At 56.6% G+C, this 21,696-nt stretch carries 20 protein-coding genes; 10 read left to right on the top strand and 10 right to left on the bottom strand.

What is annotated here, in order from left to right; translation table 11 throughout:
- Positions 1-4 precede the first annotated feature (4 nt).
- A complete protein-coding gene (locus tag J1C59_RS02880; protein ID WP_128086277.1) occupies positions 5-1,693 on the top strand; it encodes a chloride channel protein in 1,689 nt (562 codons plus the stop codon).
- Here the strand turns inward: J1C59_RS02880 and J1C59_RS02885 are convergent.
- On the bottom strand, positions 1,690-2,193 hold the full coding sequence (locus tag J1C59_RS02885; RefSeq protein WP_111142020.1) for a M48 metallopeptidase family protein: 504 nt from the start codon (positions 2,191-2,193) through the stop codon (positions 1,690-1,692). The genes J1C59_RS02880 and J1C59_RS02885 overlap by 4 nt on opposite strands.
- A gap of 85 nt (positions 2,194-2,278) precedes the next feature.
- Between J1C59_RS02885 and rlmG the strand changes: the two genes are divergently transcribed.
- Entirely contained in the window at positions 2,279-3,397 is a 1,119-nt protein-coding gene (gene rlmG, locus J1C59_RS02890; RefSeq protein WP_128086276.1) for a 23S rRNA (guanine(1835)-N(2))-methyltransferase RlmG, read from the top strand.
- Here the strand turns inward: rlmG and J1C59_RS02895 are convergent, their stop codons facing one another.
- Entirely contained in the window at positions 3,398-5,416 is a 2,019-nt protein-coding gene (locus J1C59_RS02895; protein WP_140917328.1) for an NADPH-dependent 2,4-dienoyl-CoA reductase, read from the bottom strand.
- Positions 5,417-5,598: 182 nt separating this feature from the next.
- The gene (locus J1C59_RS02900; protein WP_140917329.1) at positions 5,599-6,327 is read right to left on the bottom strand and encodes a purine nucleoside phosphorylase YfiH/LACC1 family protein; all 729 of its coding nucleotides are present in this window, start codon (positions 6,325-6,327) and stop codon (positions 5,599-5,601) included.
- Positions 6,328-6,433: 106 nt separating this feature from the next.
- Between J1C59_RS02900 and J1C59_RS02905 the strand changes: the two genes are divergently transcribed.
- The 4 genes from J1C59_RS02905 (at position 6,434) to J1C59_RS02920 (ending at position 11,602) form a co-directional block, all read left to right on the top strand.
- Positions 6,434-7,243: a 5'-nucleotidase, lipoprotein e(P4) family gene (locus tag J1C59_RS02905; protein ID WP_128085177.1), complete on the top strand. Its 810-nt coding sequence runs from the start codon at positions 6,434-6,436 to the stop codon at positions 7,241-7,243.
- 579 nt (positions 7,244-7,822) lie between these two features.
- Entirely contained in the window at positions 7,823-8,458 is a 636-nt protein-coding gene (locus J1C59_RS02910; protein ID WP_128085173.1) for a carbonic anhydrase, read from the top strand.
- Positions 8,455-9,930, top strand: coding sequence for a SulP family inorganic anion transporter (locus J1C59_RS02915; RefSeq protein ID WP_128085172.1), 1,476 nt, complete (start codon positions 8,455-8,457; stop codon positions 9,928-9,930). Before J1C59_RS02910 ends, J1C59_RS02915 begins: the two co-directional genes overlap by 4 nt.
- A gap of 250 nt (positions 9,931-10,180) precedes the next feature.
- Positions 10,181-11,602 carry a GGDEF domain-containing protein gene (locus J1C59_RS02920; RefSeq protein ID WP_128085171.1) on the top strand — a complete coding sequence of 474 codons (1,422 nt, stop codon included), beginning with the start codon at positions 10,181-10,183 and terminating at the stop codon, positions 11,600-11,602.
- 20 nt (positions 11,603-11,622) lie between these two features.
- Here the strand turns inward: J1C59_RS02920 and ddlA are convergent, their stop codons facing one another.
- From ddlA to J1C59_RS02945, 5 genes are all read right to left on the bottom strand, one after another.
- Positions 11,623-12,720 carry a D-alanine--D-alanine ligase gene (gene ddlA / locus J1C59_RS02925; protein ID WP_128085170.1) on the bottom strand — a complete coding sequence of 366 codons (1,098 nt, stop codon included), beginning with the start codon at positions 12,718-12,720 and terminating at the stop codon, positions 11,623-11,625.
- Positions 12,721-12,813: 93 nt separating this feature from the next.
- Positions 12,814-13,365, bottom strand: a complete 552-nt coding sequence (locus tag J1C59_RS02930; RefSeq protein WP_128085169.1) for a DUF1120 domain-containing protein — start codon at positions 13,363-13,365, stop codon at positions 12,814-12,816.
- Positions 13,362-15,725: a fimbria/pilus outer membrane usher protein gene (locus tag J1C59_RS02935; RefSeq protein ID WP_128085168.1), complete on the bottom strand. Its 2,364-nt coding sequence runs from the start codon at positions 15,723-15,725 to the stop codon at positions 13,362-13,364. Before J1C59_RS02935 ends, J1C59_RS02930 begins: the two co-directional genes overlap by 4 nt.
- Positions 15,726-15,743: 18 nt before the next feature.
- The gene (locus J1C59_RS02940; RefSeq protein ID WP_242281355.1) at positions 15,744-16,355 is read right to left on the bottom strand and encodes a fimbria/pilus chaperone family protein; all 612 of its coding nucleotides are present in this window, start codon (positions 16,353-16,355) and stop codon (positions 15,744-15,746) included.
- A 130-nt stretch (positions 16,356-16,485) separates the two neighbouring features.
- The gene (locus tag J1C59_RS02945; RefSeq protein ID WP_128085165.1) at positions 16,486-17,175 is read right to left on the bottom strand and encodes a DUF1120 domain-containing protein; all 690 of its coding nucleotides are present in this window, start codon (positions 17,173-17,175) and stop codon (positions 16,486-16,488) included.
- 907 nt (positions 17,176-18,082) lie between these two features.
- On the opposite strand from J1C59_RS02945, the gene J1C59_RS02950 reads away from it, so the two are divergent.
- From J1C59_RS02950 to J1C59_RS02965, 4 genes are all read left to right on the top strand, one after another.
- A complete protein-coding gene (locus J1C59_RS02950; RefSeq protein WP_128085164.1) occupies positions 18,083-18,340 on the top strand; it encodes a hypothetical protein in 258 nt (85 codons plus the stop codon).
- Between the two features lie 139 nt (positions 18,341-18,479).
- A complete protein-coding gene (locus tag J1C59_RS02955) occupies positions 18,480-18,761 on the top strand; it encodes a hypothetical protein (RefSeq protein WP_242281356.1) in 282 nt (93 codons plus the stop codon).
- Positions 18,762-18,831: 70 nt separating this feature from the next.
- Positions 18,832-19,287: an STM2901 family protein gene (locus tag J1C59_RS02960; RefSeq protein WP_128085163.1), complete on the top strand. Its 456-nt coding sequence runs from the start codon at positions 18,832-18,834 to the stop codon at positions 19,285-19,287.
- Positions 19,284-19,607: a DUF1493 family protein gene (locus J1C59_RS02965; RefSeq protein WP_128085162.1), complete on the top strand. Its 324-nt coding sequence runs from the start codon at positions 19,284-19,286 to the stop codon at positions 19,605-19,607. The genes J1C59_RS02960 and J1C59_RS02965 overlap by 4 nt, the downstream gene beginning before the upstream one ends.
- 483 nt (positions 19,608-20,090) lie before the next feature.
- Here J1C59_RS02965 and J1C59_RS02970 read toward each other — a convergent pair whose 3' ends face one another.
- Together J1C59_RS02970 and J1C59_RS02975 are read right to left on the bottom strand one after the other, a co-directional pair.
- A complete protein-coding gene (locus tag J1C59_RS02970; RefSeq protein ID WP_128085161.1) occupies positions 20,091-21,119 on the bottom strand; it encodes a phage integrase in 1,029 nt (342 codons plus the stop codon).
- Positions 21,119-21,691 (bottom strand): phage repressor protein CI, encoded by a 573-nt coding sequence (locus tag J1C59_RS02975; protein WP_128085176.1) that lies wholly within the window; start codon positions 21,689-21,691, stop codon positions 21,119-21,121. The genes J1C59_RS02970 and J1C59_RS02975 overlap by 1 nt, the downstream gene beginning before the upstream one ends.
- Positions 21,692-21,696: the final 5 nt, after the last annotated feature.

The following is a 21,696-nucleotide window of genomic DNA, read 5'->3' on the forward strand; positions in this document are numbered from 1 at the left end:
GCAGGTGAAAGCAAGTAAGCACGCATTAAACTGGACCACACTCTTGATCGCCATTCCGGTCGGCTGCGCGGCGTCGCTGGTTACGCTGGCGTTTCGCGGCGTGATTGAGCTGATCAACCATCTGTTGTTTGCCCGCAGCGGCGACATTACCGACTCCCTCGCGCTCTGGCCGTGGATCTTCTGGCCGCTGCTGGTGGGGGCGGGCGGCGTGCTGGCCGGCTTTTTTCTGCGTTATGCGGTCGCCCTTGAACAGCAGCAGACGATTAAGACCGATTACCTGGAAGTGATCAATGCCCGGCTCGATGCGGTGCCTACCCGGACCTCGCTGTTTCGCGCCCTGTCGTCGATAGCCAGTATCGGCAGCGGCGCGTCGATAGGTAAAGAGGGGCCGATGGTGCAGCTGTCGGCGCTCTGCGGCAGCGCGATGGGCCGCCTGTTGCCCGCATCGCTGAACCTGAAAAACAGCGACGTGGTGGCGATGGCGGCGGCGGCGGGCCTCTCGTCGGTCTACCACGCGCCGCTGGCCTCGGCGATTTTCGTGGCGGAGATCGCCTTCGGCATCTCGGCCCTGCAGCGGCTGATCCCGCTGATCATCGCCTCCGCCACGGCGGTGATGACGATGTGGACGCTGGGCTTCCGCAGCGCGCTCTATCCGCTGGCGGAGGCCGATTTCACCATGGATCTCAGCACGCTGCTGATGACGGTGGTGATTGGTCTGAGTGCCGGTCTGGCGGGCTGGATCGTCATCAAAAGCATCGCCCGCAGCAAACTGCTCTTCAGCCGGATCGCCTCGCTGCCGCTGCGGCTGGGGGCGGGCGGCTTCGCCGTCGGCCTGCTGGCGCTGATCTCCACCGATATTCTCGGCAACGGCTATGAGGTGATCGTCAACGTGATGGCGGGTGACTATCTGCTGCCGGGGCTGCTGTTACTGCTGGTGCTGAAAACGCTCGCCACCAGCCTGTCGGTAGGATCGAATGCGGTGGGCGGACTTTTTACCCCGTCGCTGCTGATTGGCGCGCTGCTGGGCGTGGCGCTCGCCACCCTCGGTGCAGCGCTGCATCTGCCGCTCGGCAATGTGTTGCTCTACGCCGCGATCGGCATGGCAGCGGTGCTGGCGGCGGTCAGCCAGGCCCCGCTGATGGCGATGCTGATGGTGCTGGAGATGACGCTCAACAGCAGCCTGCTGTTCCCGCTGATGATCGCCACCGTGCTGGCGTCGATGGTGGTCTATCGCCTGCAGTCGGCCAGTACCTATCCGGTGGTGAGCCATCACTTCAGCCGTTCAGAGGCGAAATATGATTTCGATAATATGCGCATCGCCGAGCTGATTATTCCGGGGGCGGCGCTGCAGCCGGAGGAGTCGGTGGGGCAGGCGATGGCGGTCAGTTCGCTGAAGCGTGAACGCTACGTCTATGTGATCAACGCGGCAGGCGCCTTTCTCGGCGTGGTCTCGATTCACGAGATCTCGCGGCGGGTGCTGGCGCAGGAGATCACCCTCGACTCACCGGTGCAGTGCGTGATGGATCAGGATTTCCCGGTGGTTTATCAGAATCAGAGTATGCGCGAGGGGTGGGAAGCCTTTGCGGCCGTCACGCTGGAGCGACTACCGGTGCTTAACAATCCAGAGGAGCGGCGCTTTCTGGGGGCGCTGACCAAAACCAGCCTGATCCAGAAAGCGCAGGAGTTTCTTTAAGCGGCGTTACCGCGCATCGCCTGGTCAGTCATCCAGAGGCGCGCATCAAATTCGAGCTGGTGATAGTCGGGTTCCATATGGCAGCAGAGCTGATAGAACGCTTTGTCGTGATCCTTCTCTTTCAGGTGCGCCAGCTCATGCACCACGATCATCCGCAGAAACGGCTCCGGGGCGAGGCGGAAAAAGGTGGAGATGCGGATCTCCGCTTTCGCCCTGAGCTTGCCGCCCTGAACCCGTGAAATGGCGGTGTGCAGCCCCAGCGCGTGTTTCATCACTTTGATTTTGTTATCCCACATCACTTTGCTGATCGGCGGGGCGTTACGCATATAGCGGTTTTTCAGCGCCTGGGTATAGTCATACAGCGCCTTGTCGCTCATGACATCGTGGGTATCGGGATAACGTTCCTGCAAAAACGCACCTAAGCGCTGGTGGGCTATCAGCGTCTGAACCTGCTCAAGCAGCGGGGCAGGATAACCCTGAAGGTAGATCAGTTGGGACATTAGGGATTCCAGGCGAAAAAGAGTATACTGCGCGCCCTTTTTATCGGGGCGAAATTTAACCAAAGTGTACCACGCCGGAGAATTCATGAGCCAACTTGAACTGAACGATCGCACACTGATCCTGCATCGTTTCCCGCAGATGCGTGACGAAAGTCCATTACAAGCCTGGGATGCGGCTGATGAATACCTGTTGCAGCAGGCGCTGCCAGAGGGACCGGTGCTGGTGTTCAACGACAGTTTCGGGGCGCTGACCTGCGCCCTGAATCCGCGCACCGTCTGGCACGTCAGCGACTCCTGGCTCAGCCAGCAGGCCGCGCGTCAGAACCTGAAATTCAACGACATGGATGACAGCGACGTTCACTTTGTGGATAGCCTGGCCGGACTGCCCGCGGCCCCGGCGGCGGTGCTGATCAAAGTGCCGAAAACCCTGGCGCTGCTGGAGCACCAGCTGCGTGCCATTCGTGAGGTTGCCACCCCTGAAACGGTGATCCTGGCGGCGGCGCGGGCCAAAGAGATCCATAACTCGACCCTGCAACTGTTTGAGCAGATTATCGGTGAAACCCGCACCTCACTGGCGTGGAAAAAAGCGCGTCTGATCTTCAGCCAGTTCACCCAGCCCGCACTGCGCGAGGCGAAGCCGACGCTGGCCTGGCCGCTGGATGGCACCCCGTATCAGATCCATAACTACGCTAACGTATTCTCACGCGCCTCGCTGGATATCGGCGCACGGCTGTTTATAGAGCATCTGCCGGAGAACATTGAGGGCGAGATTGTCGATCTGGGTTGCGGTAACGGCGTAGTAGGGCTGATGGCGCTGGCGCAGAACCCGCAGGCGGATGTGCACTTCCTGGATGAGTCCTACATGGCGGTCGCCTCCAGCCAGCTCAACGTGGAGCTGAACCGTCCGGAAGATCTGGACCGCTGCCAGTTCCGGGTAAACAACGTACTGAGCGGCTATCCGTCTGATCGGCTGCATGCAGTGCTCTGCAATCCCCCTTTCCATCAGCAGCACGCGGTTACTGATCATCTGGCCTGGCAGATGTTCCGCGATGCTAAACGCACGCTGCAGTATGGCGGCGAACTGCGCATCGTCGGCAACCGCCACCTGGATTATCACCACAAGCTCAAAAAGATGTTTGGTAACTGCACGCTGATCGCCTCCAACCAGAAGTTTGTGGTGCTGCGTGCGGTGAAGATGCGGTAATCAGATCGTTATGGCCAGCCGGGTCGCCTGCGCAATGGCCCGGCGCGCATCCAGCTCCTGTGCCACGTCGGCCCCGCCGATAAGGGTTACCTTCTGGCCCCGGTCGCGCAGTGCGGCTTCCAGTTCGCGCTGCGGCTCCTGCCCGGCGCAGATAATCACATTATCCACCGCCAGAAGCAGCGTCTCTTCGTTGCGCCGCAGATGCAGGCCATCATCATCAATCTTCAGATACTCCACGCCGCCCCACATCTCAACGCCGCGCGCCTGCAGGCTGGCCCGATGGATCCAGCCGGTGGTTTTTGCCAGCCCGGCGCCCGGTTTGCCTGAGCGCCGCTGCAGCAGCCAGATCTGCCGTAGCGCGGCAGGCGGCTCGGGCTTCACGAGGCCGCCACTCTGCGTCAGACTCTGATCGATGCCCCATTCCGCATAAAACGCCGCCAGATCCGCATCCTCTGCAGGCTGCGACAGATACTCCGCCACATCGAAACCAATGCCGCCCGCGCCGATAATCGCCACCCGCTTGCCCACAGGGCGCCTGTCGCGCAGCACCTCAAGGTAGCTCAGCACGCTGGGGTGATCGATCCCCGGGATGGCAGGCGTACGCGGCTGGATGCCGGTCGCCAGCACCACCTCATCGGCATCACTCAGCCGATCTGCATCGACCCGGCAGCCGGTTTTCACCGTCACGCCCGCCGCCGCCAGCTGATAGCGAAAATAGCGCAGCGTTTCGCTGAACTCTCCTTTGCCGGGGATCTGCCGGGCGAGAGTAAACTGACCGCCAATCTCCTGTGCAGCGTCATAGAGCGTAACCTGATGGCCACGCTGCGCCGCCTGCAGGGCAAACGCCATCCCGGCCGGACCGGCCCCGACCACCGCCAGCCTGCGCGGTGCGGCGCTGGCGACGACGGGCATCAGTGATTCATGGCAGGCGCGGGGATTGACCAGGCAGGAGGTGATCTTACCGGCGAAGACCTGATCCAGGCAGGCCTGGTTGCAGGCGATACAGGTATTGATGCTGTCCGGTTCCCCGCGCTCCGCTTTGCTGACAAAGGCGGGATCGGCAAGAAAAGGGCGCGCCATCGACACCATATCGGCGCAGCCCGACTGCAGCAGCGACTCGGCGACGGCGGGGTGGTTGATGCGGTTGGTGGCGATGACCGGCACGGTGACATGGGCGCGCAGCCGCTGTGTCACCCAGGCAAAGGCCGCGCGCGGCACGCAGGTGGCGATGGTCGGGATGCGCGCCTCGTGCCAGCCGATGCCGGTGTTGAACAGCGTAACGCCACACCGCTCCAGCTCGCCCGCCAGCTGCAGCGTTTCCGCCTGCGTGCTGCCCTCTTTGATCAGATCGAGCATCGACAGGCGGAAAATAATGATAAAGGCGTCGCCCGTCGCGGCGCGCACGGCGCGGGTAATCGCCAGCGCGAACTGCATCCGCTGCGGAAAGTCACCGCCCCAGCGATCGCTGCGCTGATTGGTGTGCTTCACCAGAAACTGATTAATCAGGTAGCCTTCAGACCCCATAATCTCCACGCCATCATAGCCCGCCTGCTGTGCCAGCCGGGCGCAGCGTGCAAAGTCATCGATGGTCTGTTCAATTGCCGCCTCGCTCATCGCCTGTGGCGTAAAGGGGTTAATCGGGGCCTGACGGGCGGAGGGGGCGACCAGATCGGGCTGATAGCTGTAGCGACCGGTATGCAGGATCTGCAGCGCGATTTTTCCCTGATGCTCATGCACCGCGTCGGTGATCTGCCGGTGCCAGTCACACTGTGATTCGTCGGTAAGCATGGCACCATGCGCGGTGGTAACCCCCTGAGCATTCGGGGCAATGCCGCCGGTGACGATCAGCGCGACGCCCTCACGCGCCCGCTCGCCGTAGAACGCCGCCAGCCGGGCGGCTCCCTCCGGATGCTCTTCCAGGCCGGTGTGCATCGATCCCATCAGAAAACGGTTTTTCAGGCGGGTAAAGCCCAGGTCCAGGGGGGTAAACAGCGCAGGGTAGGCGGCATTCGCAGGCATAAGCGTGACTCGGTGTTAAGTGGTCGGATGAGTTAACTCTAGCCGCTTCCCGGTTAAAAAAAAGTGAAAGAGTGTCAGGGTGTGAGTGAAATCAAAAACATCGGCAGGCGAGGAGCCGCTCAGGGTCGCTGACACGGGCTTTCCGCCTGCCTGCGGTCAGCCCGATAGCGGCGGCAACACGGTTACGCCGCGTCCTCCGGCGTCGGACGTCGGCGGATCCACGAATAGCGTGAGCGATAGCCACTGCCGAAGTGGGTGTTAAAGCGATAGCTGGAGCCGCTCTCTGCCATGCAGTAGGTGCAGACATTCACGTTATCGATCTGCGGGGCTGGCACGCCCGCCTCCACCAGCATCTGCGTCGCCAGCGCAGGCAGATCGAACCAGACACCCTGCTGGTGGGCCGTGGCCTGCGGACGTTGCGCCAGCGGATTGACCGGCTGGTGCTGATGCCAGCGCAGCCCGCGGCTGAAGGCCGGATTCTGCGCGATCGCCGCCCGCTGCGGTTCGGCCAGCTCGTAGCAGCAGGGCCCCATCGCCGGGCCGATCGCCACCACCAGATTCTGCGGGGCGCAGCCCTGTTCACTCAGTTTTTCCACGGCGCGGGTCAGGACGCCCGCCAGCGTGCCCTTGAGTCCGGCATGCACCGCTGCCACAATTTTTGTTTCACGATCGGCAAACAGAACGGGCAGGCAATCCGCCGTGTAAACGGCGACCGGGCGGGTTCCGCTGGCGATCACGCCATCCGACTCACAGCTTTTAGGAGGGATGTTCTCACTGTCATTGACCACGGTCGCGCTGTGGCGCTGATGACCATAGGCGGCATCGGCGGGCGGCGGCTCACCGGCAGGCTGAAACGCATAATCGAGCCACGTCAGCGCGTCGAGTAACGGCGAGTGCGGGTTCACGGCCATAAGAATCTCCTGTTATAACAGCATGCGTTGGGCTGCCCACAGCTTACGTTAACTGCTACATTTTTGAAGCTTCTCCCAAGCCCTTTCTCACATTAAGGATGAAATGATGAAAACCTCCGCAAAACTCGCTGCATCCGGTCTGGTCGCGCTGTTGCTGACCGGCTGTGCGCCCTCGGCACAGCAGACCGCGCAGCAGCAGCTCGGCCAGCAATCGGTGCTGGCAGCCAACTGGTTCCAGCAGTCTGGCGAATATCAGGCACTGACCTGGCAGGCCTTTAATACCGCGCGTATGGCGTTTGATCAGGCGCCTTCGCTGACCGGCAAACCCAAAGCGGTTATTGTCGATCTGGATGAAACCATGCTGGATAACAGCGCCTACAGCGCCTGGCAGGCGAAAAACGGTCAGCCGTTCAGCAGCAAAACCTGGTCAGCCTGGACGCAGGCGCGGCAGGCAAAAGCGGTGCCCGGCGCCGTTGAGTTCGCCCGTCACGTTACTCAAAACGGCGGCACGCTGTTCTATGTCTCGAACCGCGACCAGAAAGATTACGCCGCCACCGTCGCCAACATGCAGCAGCTCGGTTTCCCGGACGTCAGCGAAAAGACGGTGCGTCTGAATACCGACAGCTCCAACAAACAGGCGCGTTTCGATGCCATCAAAAATGCCGGCTATAACGTGGTGCTCTACGTAGGGGATAACCTCAACGATTTCGGTGGCGCCACCTGGCATCAGGGGAATCAGCAGCGACGCGATTTCGTCAATCTCAACCATCAGCGCTTTGGTACGCAGTTCATCGTCCTGCCAAACCCGCTCTACGGTGACTGGGAGAGCGGAATGGCGGAAAACTACAACAAGCTGACCCCGGAACAGCAGCTCTCGGTGCGGGAGTCGCGCCTGCAGAGCTGGAACGGTAAATAATTCGTCAAGAAAAAGAGCCTGAGCATTCAGGCTCTGATAATTTCCGGCCCTGATTTACTTACCGCCGTCACTATATCCCTGCAAATGAAATTAATTATCTCCCGCTTTATTCTTAACTCAAATCAGGTGGATTAAACTGGCTTTGCGCAATTAAGCTGGTGAATCGTGCTAATGGTTAATTTTTTAATTAAGAGTAATCCTGGTAAAAAGCCCGCCGCTGCGGGGAATAAAAAATATCCCCTGAGTTACTGCTTGTATTTATTTGTCAGCGTTAACTCTACTTATTAATCTCAATTTAAATAAATTATTGATTTTATGTGATTAATAATCGCTTCTCTCTATTTCTTTCCGCTTCTGCTGCTGAATTAAATTTACTTTTCACTGACTTTTACTGACGCCGGATTGACAAAGGCGATGATGTTAATGCGCTGTGAAATATTGCTCGTGCATTGGCAATGGTTAACGTCTATAACCTTTTTCTGTGACTCAGTTCTTATTTACCTGGCGGCTTACCCTTTGCGGGTCAGCCGAAACACTTTGTGGTCAGCCAGGATGCGACATCCCGGTAGTAGAGAGAAGATGATTGTGACGACACTTAAACCCTTATTAGCGAAAAATCGCAGTTGGGCCTTACAGCGCCGCCAGCGCAATCCGGACTATTTTAAAAAATTCCTTCATCAGCAAAAACCGCACTCACTCTGGATAGGCTGCTCTGACAGCCGCGTTCCCGCCGAAGTCCTGACCGGCTCCCAGCCTGGCGAACTCTTTGTCCATCGCAATATCGCCAACATGGTGATTGAAGAGGATGACAACCTGCTCAGCGTCCTGCAGTACGCCCTCTTTTTTCTCGGCGTGAAACGCATCGTCCTGAGCGGCCACTACGGCTGCGGCGGGGTAGAGGCTGCGCTGAATCTGCCGGGTAGCGTGCTGGACGGCCAGGAGAGCGCGCTGGCAAGGCGCATCAGCAGGCTGCGTCAGGATATTGAGGCGGGAGTGGCAGAGAGCCTGTCGCCACAGGCCGAGCCGGGTGAACGGCTCGACCGGCTGGTCGAAGCCAATGTTAAAGCGCAATTTGCCCGACTGGTGAACGCCGGACCGGTCCGGCAAATCTGGCAATCGGGCCAGGAACTGGAGGTGTTTGGTTGTGTTTATGACCTGCGCTCCGGCCATCTTAAAGAGCTGATTCATCAATCTGCAGAGGAGCCTTCATTATGAACCTCGATACCCTGCGCCGCGACATCCCGGCGGGTCTGGTGGTTTTCCTGGTCGCGTTACCACTCTGTCTGGGGATTGCCCAGGCCAGTGGATTACCGCCGTTTGCCGGCCTGCTGACGGGCGTGATTGGCGGACTGGTGGTGACGTCGCTGAGTCCCTCCCGGTTTGCCGTCAGCGGCCCGGCGGCGGGCCTGGTGACTATCGTCGTCGCCTCGATGGCATCGCTGGGCAGCTTTTCCGCCTTTCTCACCGCGCTGATCATTGCCGGGGCGCTGCAGTGCCTGTTCGGACTGCTGCGCGCCGGGCGCTTTATCTCGCTGGTGCCGGGCAGCGTCATCAAAGGGATGCTGGCGGCGATTGGCCTGCTGCTGATCATGCAGCAGATCCCGGTGGCGTTTGGTGCCGCTGGCGATGCGGAGCTGGTGTCGCTGGTGACGGGCGAGATGACCTTTTCGCTGCCCGCGATAGCCGTGGCGGGGGTGGGTCTCGCTATCCTGTGTCTCTGGACCACCGGGCCGATCAAACGGATCAAAGCGCTGGCCTGGATCCCCGGTCCGCTGATTGCCGTGCTGACCGGCTGCCTGGCGACGGTCGTGGGCGGGCGGCTGTTTCCTGATGTCGCCAGCGGTCTGGCGCGCATTTCACTGCCCGCCTTCGACAGCGTTTCTGCGCTGGTGGCCGGGCTGGAAACGCCCGACTGGATGGCCTGGCAGAATCCGCAGGTCTGGGTAGTGGCCGTTACCCTGGCGCTGGTCGCCAGTCTGGAAACGCTGCTGAGCCAGGAGGCGCTGAAAAAGTTACGTCCGCAGACGCCTGCGCCGTCGCCCAACAAAGAGATGTTTGCTCAGGGGATCGGTAACCTGACTGCCGGATTTCTGGGGGCCATGCCGATCACGGCGGTGATTGTGCGCAGTTCGGTCAACGTCAGCGCAGGCGCGCAGACTAAGCTGTCGATCTTCATCCACGGTGTGCTGCTGCTGATTTGCGGCATGTGGTTCAGCGAGATGCTGAACGCCATTCCGCTGGCCAGCCTGGCCGCCGTGCTGCTCTACACCGGCTATAAGCTGGCGACACCGCGCCTCTTTGTTGAGCAGTTCCGGATGGGGCCGCAGCAGTACGTGCCGTTCCTGGCGACGATCGTCGGGATCATCACGCTGGGTATGCTGGTCGGCATCGGGATCGGGATCGCCACGCAGATCCTCTGCAGCATCTATAAGAGCCATCGCAACGCGCTGCAGCTTACCCGTTACGACGATCACTATGTGCTGCGCTTTCAGCAGAACCTGACCTTTATGCACAATCCAAAGCTGCAGGGATTGCTGGATGAGATCCCGGAGAACAGCGTGGTGATCGTGGATAACGATAATGCGGAATATATCGATCCCGACGTCAGGGCGGTGCTTAAAGATTTTGGCGACAACGCCGATAAACGGGGTATCCGCCTGAGTCAGTGGCCGGTAGCTGTAAAATAGCGTGAAGTGCAAAGACAGGGCGTCATAACAGCAAAAATCGGATATCTCGGATATCCGATTTTTTTGTATGCAGGGCATAATAAGCCCCCATTTACAGGCGTCATCGGGTATCAGCAACCTGCCGGATTGACCTCTGAAGTGGTGTTTTATCGCAGGATGATACAGCGGGTTTCCAGGATGTAATTATTCTGACGCCACGCGCCCGTTCAGGCCGACGTGGAAACGCCTCTTTGCAACAAGGTCCGGAAGTATGCGTATACAGCTGTTTGAAGAGCACAACGCTAAGAAGAACGCCTTTTCGCTGTTTTTAATCACGCTGCTATTCTGCTTTATCGGCGGCCACCTGCGCTTTCCGCAGGAGCTGTCGCTGTTCTGGCCGGTCAACGCCATTATCACCGGCATCATTGTCCGCCATCCCTTTCTGCATCAGACCCGCTATTACCTCGCCAGCTTTGCCGCGATGGTGTTTAACGACACCGTATTTTCGGGCTGGGCGCTGACCGCGTTTACGCTCAACCTGGCGAATCTGCTGTTTGTGCTGGTGGCGGTGCTGCTGCTGGTGAAGCATCTGCAGCACGATTCCGGCAGCGAACGCGTGACACGCGTACTGCGCATTTTTCCGGCCTGTCTGCTGGCCGCGCTGGCCTGTGCCAGCTGGGGGGCGCTGGCGCAGCAGGCCGACTTTGACACCGGACTGGCGACAGCCTGGGGCGAATGGTTCAGCGAGCAGTTCTCCACCGGGCTGATGCTGCTGCCTTTTCTGCTGACGCGCGACTGGTCGTCGCTGTCGCCCCGCCAGTTCGGGGAGCTACGCAAGCTGCTGCCGCTTATCGCGGTGGGCCTGTCGCTCGTCATCGGCGCGATGATGGGGGGCGCGGGCAGCCTGACCTTTCCGGTTCCGGCGCTGGTCTGGTGCGCCGTGGTGCTGCCGATGCCGCTGACCAGCCTGGTGATCCTGCTGACCGGCATTACCGAGATTATCCTGGTGTCGCACGGGTTGATGAATATTCAGGGGGATGACAACCTGCTGCCGGTCAGCCATCTCACCTCGGCGCGGCTCGGGGTGGCGACCATCGCCATCAGTCCGCTGATCGTCGCCGCGAGCATGGACGCCATCCGCCAGCTGAATGAACGGCTGGCGCTGCGGGCAAACTACGATTTCCTGACCCGGCTGCTGTCGCGTTCGGGTCTCTATGAGAGCCTGCATGCCGAGCCGATTAGCCCGGCGCGCACGGCAGGCGTGATCCTGATCGATGTCGACTACTTCAAAACCATTAACGACAATTTTGGCCATGATGCCGGTGACAGCGTACTGGAGGAGATCGCCTGCCGTATGCAGCGCGTCGTGGGCAAAGCGGGGCGCATCTGCCGTTTTGGCGGCGAAGAGTTCGTGGTGGTGCTGTTCGATCAGAATCCGGACAAGCTCTATTTTCTTGCGGAGGCGATCCGGCAGAAGATGGCAAAAGAGAAGTTCTGGCTGCAGGGCAGTACGGTAACGGTGACCATCAGCCTGGGCCTGGCGCACGGCCGGGCGGGGCGGGCGGCTGAGTGGCACCGGGTCATCAACCGGCTGATCTCTGCCGCAGATAAAAATCTCTATCTGTCGAAACGCAATGGCCGCAATCAGACCTCCCCGGTCGGCGATCAGGCCATCACCAGCGACGTGGCATAACGCCACGCCGCGGGTCGGGATCAGCTGACGCTGCTTTTCAGGGTGCTGGCCTGCTGGTGACGCGCTATCGCCAGATCGATCAGGCGGCTGATCAGATCCTGATAGCTGAGTCCGGCCGCCTGCCAGAGTTTCGGATACATACTGATGTTGGTGAAGCCGGGCAGGGTGTTCACCTCGTTGACGATAATCTCACCGTCATCAGTCAGGAAGACATCGACGCGGGCCATGCCAAAGCACTCCAGCGCGGAGAAGGCTCTGATGGCAACCTCACGAATCGCCTCGCTGGTCTGCGCGGAAATCGCCGCCGGCACCACCGTCTGCGCGCCGCTTTCAGAGATATATTTGGTGTCGTAAGAGTAGAAGGCGTCATGCACCACCACTTCACCGCACGGGCTGGCTTCAGGGGCGTCGTTGCCCAGCACCGCACACTCGATCTCCCGGCCTTTAATGCCTTGTTCAATCAGCACTTTACGGTCGAAGGAGAAGGCCAGCGCCAGCGCTGCCTCAAATTCATCAGGGGAATCAACTTTGCTGACGCCCACCGATGAGCCCTGGTTGGCTGGCTTGATAAACAGCGGCAGGCCCAGGCGGGCAATCACGGCCTCTGCGTCCAGCTGGGCGCGCTGCGCCTGCGTGACGCTCAGCCACGGCGCGACCTTGAGTCCGGCATCGCGTAACAGCCGCTTGGTGAAGTCTTTATCCATGCTGACGGCAGACCCCAGCACATCGGAACCCACGAAAGGCAGCGACGCCATGCGCAGCAGGCCCTGCAGGGAGCCATCTTCGCCCAGTGTGCCGTGAACAATCGGGAAGATGACATCGATCTGCGACAGCGGATGGGCGTCGTGACGGGTGATGATCTGCTGCTGTGTCTGGCCCGGCACCAGCGCCACCGCTTCGGCGGCAGAGTTCAGCGCGATCAGCGCCGGATTTTCCGCGTTAAGTAAGAAGTCTGACGCATCGTTAAGGTGCCACTGTCCCTGCTTGTCGATGCCCAGCAACACCACATCGAATCTGGTTTTATCGATCGCCTCAAGGATATTTTTGGCCGACTGCAACGACACCTCATGCTCAGCCGATTTCCCGCCAAACACGATCCCTACCCGCAACTTAGTCATCAATTTTGCCCACTGAAAAAATCAAAACCACAAGATAGCATGGGCTTTGCGCGGGAAAACAGGGCAGGGCGGCAGATAATTGCGCCCGGCGGATTAGCCTTCGCTGCTGACCAGAAAACGGCCGTTCAGCTGCCACTGCTCACGTTCACGGACGCGGGTGATCGCGGCGGGCAGCCAGGTCGCGATGCGCACTTTGGCGCGCAGAGTCATGCCTGACGCGGGCTGGCCCTCCGTGAGAAAACGCAGAGGCGTCTCGCCGCTGAACGCCATTTTCGCCGCCTGCCGGCCAGCGCTGTCGATCATGACCGGATGGCCGTCGAGGGTGACATCATGCAGCGTCAGCGTCGCCCGGCCCTGCTCGCCGAACGCATAGCTCTCGTTCTCTTTTACCGGCGCGCTGAACGTCAGGGTCAGCGAGGACGGGCGATCGCAGATAACGGTAAGATCCGACTCGCGTTCATCCCCCATCCGCAGCTCTGTGGCGGCGAGCGCGTTGCCGGGACGCGTGAGCAGCTGGCCGCGCGTGATGTCGCCATAGTTAATCTGCGGTTCGCTAAGCTGAATCGCGCAGGCTGCATGCGTGGCAGTGGCCGTCAGAAAACTGCCGAAGGTCAGCAGCAGGAGCAGAGCTGATTGCGGTTTCATGGGTCGCATCTCGCTGAAAGGGAGTCATAAAGGGCGCTGGGTTCGTTTTGCCAGGGCGTAAGGATATGCAGTGAACAGGTCGTGCCGTCAGGGCGCTGGGTGAACAGGGGCTCATCCGGCAGATTGTCAAAAAACAGCGTACCGTCGTCATTCACGAAAGCGACCAGGGTACCTTTGCCATTCTTCACTGGCGCGTCCGGAGCCGGGCCGTCACCTGCCGGGAAGCTCAGCAGCGCACGGCGTACCCTGAAGGCGGGCAGAACCACCGGCACAACCGCGCCGTGCCAGGGCGTGACATCGGCAATGCCGCTGATAATCTGGACATTATCAGGCAGGCTCTGGTTATCGATCTGCACACTATTGTTCTGCCAGGGCGTCCAGGAGGCGATGGCGTAGCCACGGCCATCGCTCCACACCGTTCCGCCTGGGGTGTGCATCACCACATCCGGCTGCGGGCTGTTGAGGGAAATAATGCCGAAGGTATCGCCCACCTTTCGGGGGGTAAAGGTCAGGCCACCGCTGTGCAGCACAGCGCCGCCGCGAGCGCCGTAGTTGTAGCTGGTGCTGTTCTCGTTGTGTGATGCGCCACCGCTCAGCTGACTATACCTGGTGGTCCAGGTGGCGGAACTGGCCATCGAGGCCGCTTCCTGCCCGCTCTTTTCACCTGACAGGCTCCAGGAAAATTTGTCATTCAGCGTGCTGTCAAAACCGACCCCGGCCCGGTTTTTATGGTCATTGTCGCTGATCCAGCTGCGCATGCTGCTGCTGTTGCCCAGAGGAAGGGAGAGATTAAGATACGCGTAGCGGTTATCGCTCCGTCGCTCATCCACGGAGAGCCGGTTTTTCTGGATACCCAGATTCACGTTGACCTTACCGAAGGCGTGCCCCCAGCTGAACATATAGCCTCTATTTTCTGTGCCGCGCCAGCTCTGCGAGAGGCTGCCGGAGAAAGAGAATACGCCAGCCTGCGGCTGACTGTAGCTCAGCCCCAGAGCATACTGCGACTTTGTCTGCCCGAGCTGTTCGCTGGTCTTTTTCGACCCCCATGAGTTACCCGCATCCATATAGTCGCGGCCGCGGAAGCTGGCCGAGGTGGTCAGTGACAGCTGCTGAGTGACGCCCGCGTTGAGGCTGACCTGATGATTCAGGCCCTGCCTGTTACGTTCGCTTCCGGCCACGTCCCTTGCCCGCGAGGCGGTCTGGGTGATCGATGCCACCAGGCGTTCGGCCAGGCGCAGTGCGGTGCGCCAGGAGATCGCCTGATAGTTTTCACTCAGCATGCCTCCAGCCGTCACCGCCATAAAATCGTTCTGATACAGTCCGCCAGAGCCGACCGCCAGTGGAAACGCCTCGTCGGTTAAACGCAGGCGTCCCACGGCCATTGAGAGCCCGTCCTCTGCCATCGCTATCGACGATCGTGCCTGAATGTAGGGGATGCGCTGCGTCTCACGATGGCCGGTTTGATCGTGGCTGATGATTTCAAAATCGTCTGACGTACTGATGGCCGGAATGTCATCCAGCCTGTTCATGCCCGCCGTGACCTGAAAGGTCTTCAGCAGAATGCCCGCCTGCCAGACTTCGACCGTACCGGCCTGTGAGACCAGCAGATCCAGCGAGACATCACGGCCTTTATCATTCTCTGACCCGTACTCCGGCATGATCTGTGCGCCCAGCAGGTTGATGCCCGAGAAGAGTGAACCACCGGCGGTGATCTCACCGAACTGCATCACCGAAGACCAGGCGGGAACAGAGCGCTGCGCATAGCTGTAGAGACGGGTGAGCTGATGCTGCGCATCCAGACTGGCGTAGCTCTGCCCGCTGCGGAGGATCCAGTTATTGATGTTGGCGCCTACCTCCGAGGTCAGCGCCTGAGAGGTGTGGCTCGCTCCGGCACGTGGCTGATACTGATATCGCTGGCCGTCATAATTAACAATCAGGGCATTCCCGCCGCTGGCGTAGTGCGGGTCGCTCAGCAGATCGCTCTCCGGCACACTCAGCAGAAGGGTGCTGCGAGCAATCTCCTGCTCCACCAGGACAGGGCTCTCTGCCGGAAGGCGCAGGCAGGCATCCTGGTCCTCGTGAGTGAAGCGTTCAGGACTGATACTCAGCGCCTGCAGTTGTTCTGCGGTCCAGCAGGGATTGCCCGCCTGATCAAACGTCAGGATATGCACACCTTTGCTCTGCCTGTTGACGATGATATTCACGGGCTGCTCGCCAGGAAGAAAATGGGTGCCTGCATCGAGCAGGGCTGAGGCACTGGCATCGTAGCCCAGCGCCTTCAGCATCTCCTGGTCGTAGCCGCCCGCCGCCAGCGTCGCGGCTGAAAAGATAAGCAGGCTGAGTAGCCGAAATCTTTTCATCGTCTTCAGCGGCCAGGGCTACAGCTGCGCAACATAGGGTGTTGTTAAAATTCCGTAGCGGGTCACGGGATGCAGCCGCACAGAGGTAATCCCTGTTGAGGCCGCAGGCAGAGGCAGCGTGATTTTTTCACCCGGCAGAATATAGGTTTTCTTCAGCTTCACCAGCCGCTTGCCAGGCAGCAGATCAACCTGCTCGGTGAGACGGACGACATAAGGTGTGGGATTTTCAATCTTCAGCGATGAACCGCTGCGCTGAAAGGTCAGGCCGGTCCAGGGTGTCGTATTTAAGGGCAGATCGGCGGGGGAAATAATCACCGGAATATTCTGGCCAATCAGAACACGCGCGCGATTTTTTTTGCCGTCATCCTGCGGGACAGAAACAAAATCAATACGCTGCATTTTCTGCTTATTCAGCTTTACGCCCGCTTTTAACACCACGCGAATCTGCTGATTTTTTCCGCCTTCAACGCGTACCAGCTGCGGCGTAATAATCAGGGCATTTTCAGGATCTTCAGGCAGCGTCTGCAGGCGACTGTGCAGCAGCGCAGTGCTGTTTTCGGTATTCTGCACAGTAATCGTGGCTTCGCGCGCCTCATCGTCAATAAACAGGCTGGATGTCTCCGGTTGCATGCCTGCTGCAAAGACAGAAGAGGCAGAAAATAAGACCAGAACAGCAAGGCAGAGAGATTTCATCAGGGTAGTCATATCCGTCGCTCAATAAGGCGAAGGCCATCCAGCCTTCGCCATAAACAGAAGAAAATTACAGATACACAACAGAGAAGGTCACGTTACCGTCGACTTTGATGTCTTCACCGGTTGGGTAAAAATTGCTCTTCTTCAGCAGGATTATCGGATGAAGGGTGTAGGTTGATTTGGTATATGCAGCGGGTGTGGATGAGTTCGCATCTGACCCCAGCGCAAAGTAGCCCTGTTTTTCCAGCAGGGCATTGACCGATGACGAGATCGCGACCTCAGTCCAGGCGGCTTTGTCTGTGCTGATGAGCAGGTGATTATTGGCGGCACCGTCAGCGGTGGCCGCGACAACGGACAGGAACATTACACCGACTTTGGACTGTGCGCCATCCAGACCCAGGCCAAAATAATTCTCATCAGATGTTCCGCCAACCTGCATACTCAGCTGACTGGTTGCCTCCTCTTTCGTCATTGCACTGGCGGTACGGTTGTCAGTGGTCTGAATTGCTATCGCAGAAGGGGCATCACAATCCACATACACGCTGATATTACTGGCTGTTTTGGCGTTATAGTTCTGATTCAGAGTCGCCGCGGTTATATTGCCAAAATCCACGGAGGCATTACTCAGCGACACATTACAGGCGCTGGGTGTAATTGCGCCGGTGATACTCAGTGAAGCAGATTCAGCAGCCTGACCAGCAAAACTGACAGAGGCTATTGCGGTAAAAATGGCAGTGTTTAACAGTAATTTACGCATAATATTTCTCAATTTAATAATAGGAATAGTCAGTCAATATAAATAGGGTGATCTGACTTTTATGTTGTGTTTGTTAATCGCTGCAACATGCAGCGTGAATAAAATAGCAAGACACGCATCCTCCTTATTTATCCATGCCGGATTGTGCATTGATTAATTGAGAGCTAAATCAATCCATCGATTCAGTGTTAACAGGCTAACATGTTCGTTTATTAATCGTTAAGGCAGGGGGCGGGTAAAGTTATTCTTATTTTGGTGCGAACGTTATATTTTTAAGTTATCTGTTTACCTGTAGATAAAAAGAGCTCTAAAAATAGAACGAATCGAATAAAAAGAATGCGATATCAGCATAATGTTTCGCCATTTTTAGCGCAGAAGGTGATTTTTTGGCGATCGCTCCTTCTGCTATTGACTGGCAATTAGTGGAAGAAGTTATTTTTATCATTAACCTGAATTAAGGGAGTGATTTCTCTTTTCAGTCTATTTCTTATGAATTAAGTCAAATTAAGAGACTAATGAAGGGCTATGTTTTTTTAATTAAGAAAGGAGAGAGGGGATTGCTGCATGAAAAAAAAGGGGCTGGGTGGGAGTAATTGCTCAACACGCTGGCTGAGCAACGGCCTTTTTCCTTTTCGGTATTTCTTATTAGGCCATATCGTATGAAAGATGAATCTTCATAGAGCTATTACTATCATTTGTAGTGTTGAATGAAGATAAAGGTGGCAGTCACTACCCATTAAAGATGAAAAATTAAAGAATGAATCTCATTACCAGAATTTTTAATGCAGTAGCGCGTTGCGGAGGGAGCCCTGTCGCCAATCGAATCAGATCTGTGACAGATCCTGAAGCCCTGTTGTATCCTTTACCTGATTTTTGGATCCATTCGCTTACAAGGAGAGGAAAGAAGATGCGAAAAAAAAGGAAAGTGCTGATCTGTATCCCGGTCGTGATTATTTACTTCCTGATTATACCGGAGATTATTCTTCGCACGTTGACACCTGAACACCTCGTGAGGGTGAGTGATTTCACAAGCCTGGGCGGTTTGCTGAATCCGCTACTCTCGCTGATCATTTTTCTGACCCTGCTCTCTGTTGCTTTGGCTGTATTCACCGTCCTGGCTGTGTGCAGGCTCTATCAGGCAGGTAGGCGGGCAGGGAGTGAGTAGAGCTCGTGAAGTTACCCATACGTACTGAATCAGCCTGCCAGACGTTAAGCTGGTCGAACAGGCGCCTGCAGTATCACCGCGGGTAATGCAGGCGAGTGGCTGGGCACGCCAGACCGATCAGGCCATCCGTGAAACGTTCATGAGCCGCGAGGTTAAAGCCGATACTGAAAAGCGTGAGCTGATCAGCAGGGAAACGACTCTGAAAGCAACGGAAAGGACCACGGTGATCGGTACGGCGTCACTGATGGCCGGAGCCATTCAGCACGTCACTACCGGCAGTTACAGCGTGGCCGCACAAGAAAGTCAGCTGATTACAGTGGGCGGTGATGCGGAAACAGACGTTAGTGGCAGCGCGGCGATAAAGGTCGGGCAAGTGCTGCTGATTACTATCCAGCCTCGAAAAGATGTCTGGCTGAGCTAAGGGATTAACAGCCTGTCACGCAGATGGTAAATTAAAATCCGTTACCATTTGACGAAAGGGATTCGCATGTATGGATACTACAGAGCAACTCAATGGCACCTATTATTTCAATAACTTATCAAATCTGACGCCGCAGGAACTGCTGTTCTGGATACTGGTTGATGAGACTCAAAAGCAATTAGGTGTACAGGATATTGTGGCCGTTGCAGGACTAATTCTGGGAAATAATAACATCGATGTACCAGGTAAGCCCAATACGGCAACTCCTGGTACTTCCGTTGCGTCGCTCTTTTTCCGCAAACACCTTTCCTACAAATTTCGGCGTCGCATCCTGCCAACGCTGACTGCTAAATCTCTTACTCTGCGCGGCCTGAAGATTTTTTGGGTGAATAACCTGGGCGCTTTCGCTGGCAGAGCAGTACCTGTTGTTGGATGGGTGATTCTGGCAAACGACGTTGCACAAATCAGTTTTCGCACATCTCATCGCTATAACTTAATTGTGCGGGCGGAGGATAAAATCTGGTGAGTAAGATAACGATAAACCCTAACGTGGTGCGCGAATTCATACTGCGTGAATTGCCACTGGTAACAACGTTCCTGTTGAAGAAAATCGAGGTTGGAAATAACGATATATTGCAGGAACAATATGAAGCGGATGATATCGCTGAAATGGCTGAAAAGTTTTTTAAAGAATTTGACGTACAGCCAGAAGGTTTCAATCTCGCGGCCCATTTTCCCTGGAAGACTTCATCGCTGTTCTCTCGCGCCTCTGTAAAACAGGACAAAAAGCCACTGACTATAAGAATGTTTATTGAGTCAGCCAGTGCAGGGCGCTGGCTTTTTTAGCTGCTTTCAGAGGGAAATGTGCAAAGACAGGGCGAATTTTTCTTGCTCAGAATTCACCTTTAGTTTTCACATAGTGGATTCAACGGGGCGGATTTGGTTTCCCTTCAAGCCTTCGGCCTAATTCCATTGTGCGCCGGTTGCTAAACTGATTTTGAAATGCCAGCCAGATCTGAGACCGACTGTTCATATCTTGCGAGATGTGTTTTGATTTACTGAATAGTAAATACATCAAAAAATGCAGCAAAATGAAAGCCCGGCATATTAAAAAAAACGAGCGCGTAGCCATTTTGAAGCCATGACCAGACTCAGAAAACAAAAAAGCCACTCCTGTGAGTGGCTTCAATTTGCTGATTTAACAGCTAAAATTTGGTGGCCCCTGCTGGGTTTGAACCAGCGACCAAGCGATTATGAGAACTATGCTTAGCAACGTAAAAACAATAGTTTGCGTTTAAAAACATGCAGATAAGTTGCCAGCGTTTGCCATCATTTGCCATCGTTTGCCATCTCGACCGCCACTTTACCGCCACTGGTAGCCAGTGGGTTTAGCTTAGCGGCCTCCTCTAAATGATCGGGGGCAAAGTGAGCATAGCGCATGGTCATTTTGATGTCTGTGTGGCCGAGAACGCGCTGCAAAACTAAAAGGTTTCCCCCGTTCATCATAAAATGACTTGCGAAAGTATGGCGTAAAACATGGGTCAGCTGTCCTGCGGGTAATTCAATACCGGTTCTTTCAATTGCAGAACGAAATGCACCGTAACAGTCCGTAAAGATGCGGCCCGTCTTATTTTCAGGAATTATTTTGTAAATCGCCTCGGTAATAGGAACGGTTCGGTTTTTACGGCCTTTTGTCTTAGTAAAAGTTATTTTGTATTTGGTTATCTGGCTTTTTCTCAAGCCTTCGGCTTCTGACCATCTCGCGCCGGTAGCGAGGCAGACTTTGACCAGGGCCTCAAGATCCTTATATTCGCTCTTCTGACACTCTAACAGTAGTAAGCTGATTTGTTCGTGTGTGAGCCAGGCCATTTCTGATTCTTCTGTGCGAAACGGGCGCACATGCTTAATAGGGTTATCGCCTTTCCATTCGCCCAATCGGCTTAACTCATTGAACACTGCTCGGAAGTATGCAAGTTCAAGATTGAGCGTGCGTGGTGATACCTCGGTTACGCGACTGGAACGCGCAAAGTCACCCTTAAGGCGGCGCTCGCGATAGCGCGAAAACATCTGCGCGTCGAAATCCTTAGCCAGCGGTTCCCCCATGCACTCAAAAGCATGAGTCATGGCTTTCTGTCGCTTCTCGCCATCTTTGAGGGTAATCCCGTGCGCCCCATACCAGGAATCAATCAAATCCTTGATCGTGCGTCGGTCTTCCTTTTCCTCATGCCACGGCTGCTGAACCTTGTGTTGTTCGAATGCAATAGCCTCACCTTTAGTGGCGAATTTGCTGCGAGTACGTTTACCGTTGTGGTAAATCTCACAGAGCCATCCGCCAGAAGGCAATTTACGCACAGACACTAGGCAACCTCGCTATAAATTCCGACAACACGGCCCAGGCGCTTGATCTCATCGACTCCACATTCAAAAGGAATCTTCCCTCCTGCAACGTGCAGCCGTTTGCCTGGAAGCACTGTCACCTCTCTCAAACTCACTGCACCTTCAACATCTACCAACCAGCAGCCATCGGCCAGGGAAGCATCTTTCTCAACGATATAGCTTTTACCCTCGTATCTGAGGCACATCGCATTTTTAAGCTGCTTCCCAAAAAGCTCATGACCTACCACTAAAATCCCAATCTCTGAAAGCCTGCCTTCACTTAATGTGAATAACTGGAGTTCGATGGTCGACCCTGCGCTTTCGTCACTCCTTTGCGGGCCTTTGCCAGTGAGAATCCATCTGATGTTTACACCAGTTTCTAGGGCGCAATGCGCTGCGAAGTCATACGAGATATTGCCCCGCGTATAGCGGTTTTGCAGCGTACTGGCAGCAATATCAAAGTGATTAGCGAGCTGGATTTTCTGGCTAAAGCCATAAACCTGACAAATCCGATCTAAAACTTCCTCATTAGAAATCTGGTTTTCAATGTCCATAAATG

This window comes from Pantoea deleyi (assembly GCF_022647325.1).
Classification (GTDB): Bacteria; Pseudomonadota; Gammaproteobacteria; order Enterobacterales; family Enterobacteriaceae; genus Pantoea; species Pantoea deleyi.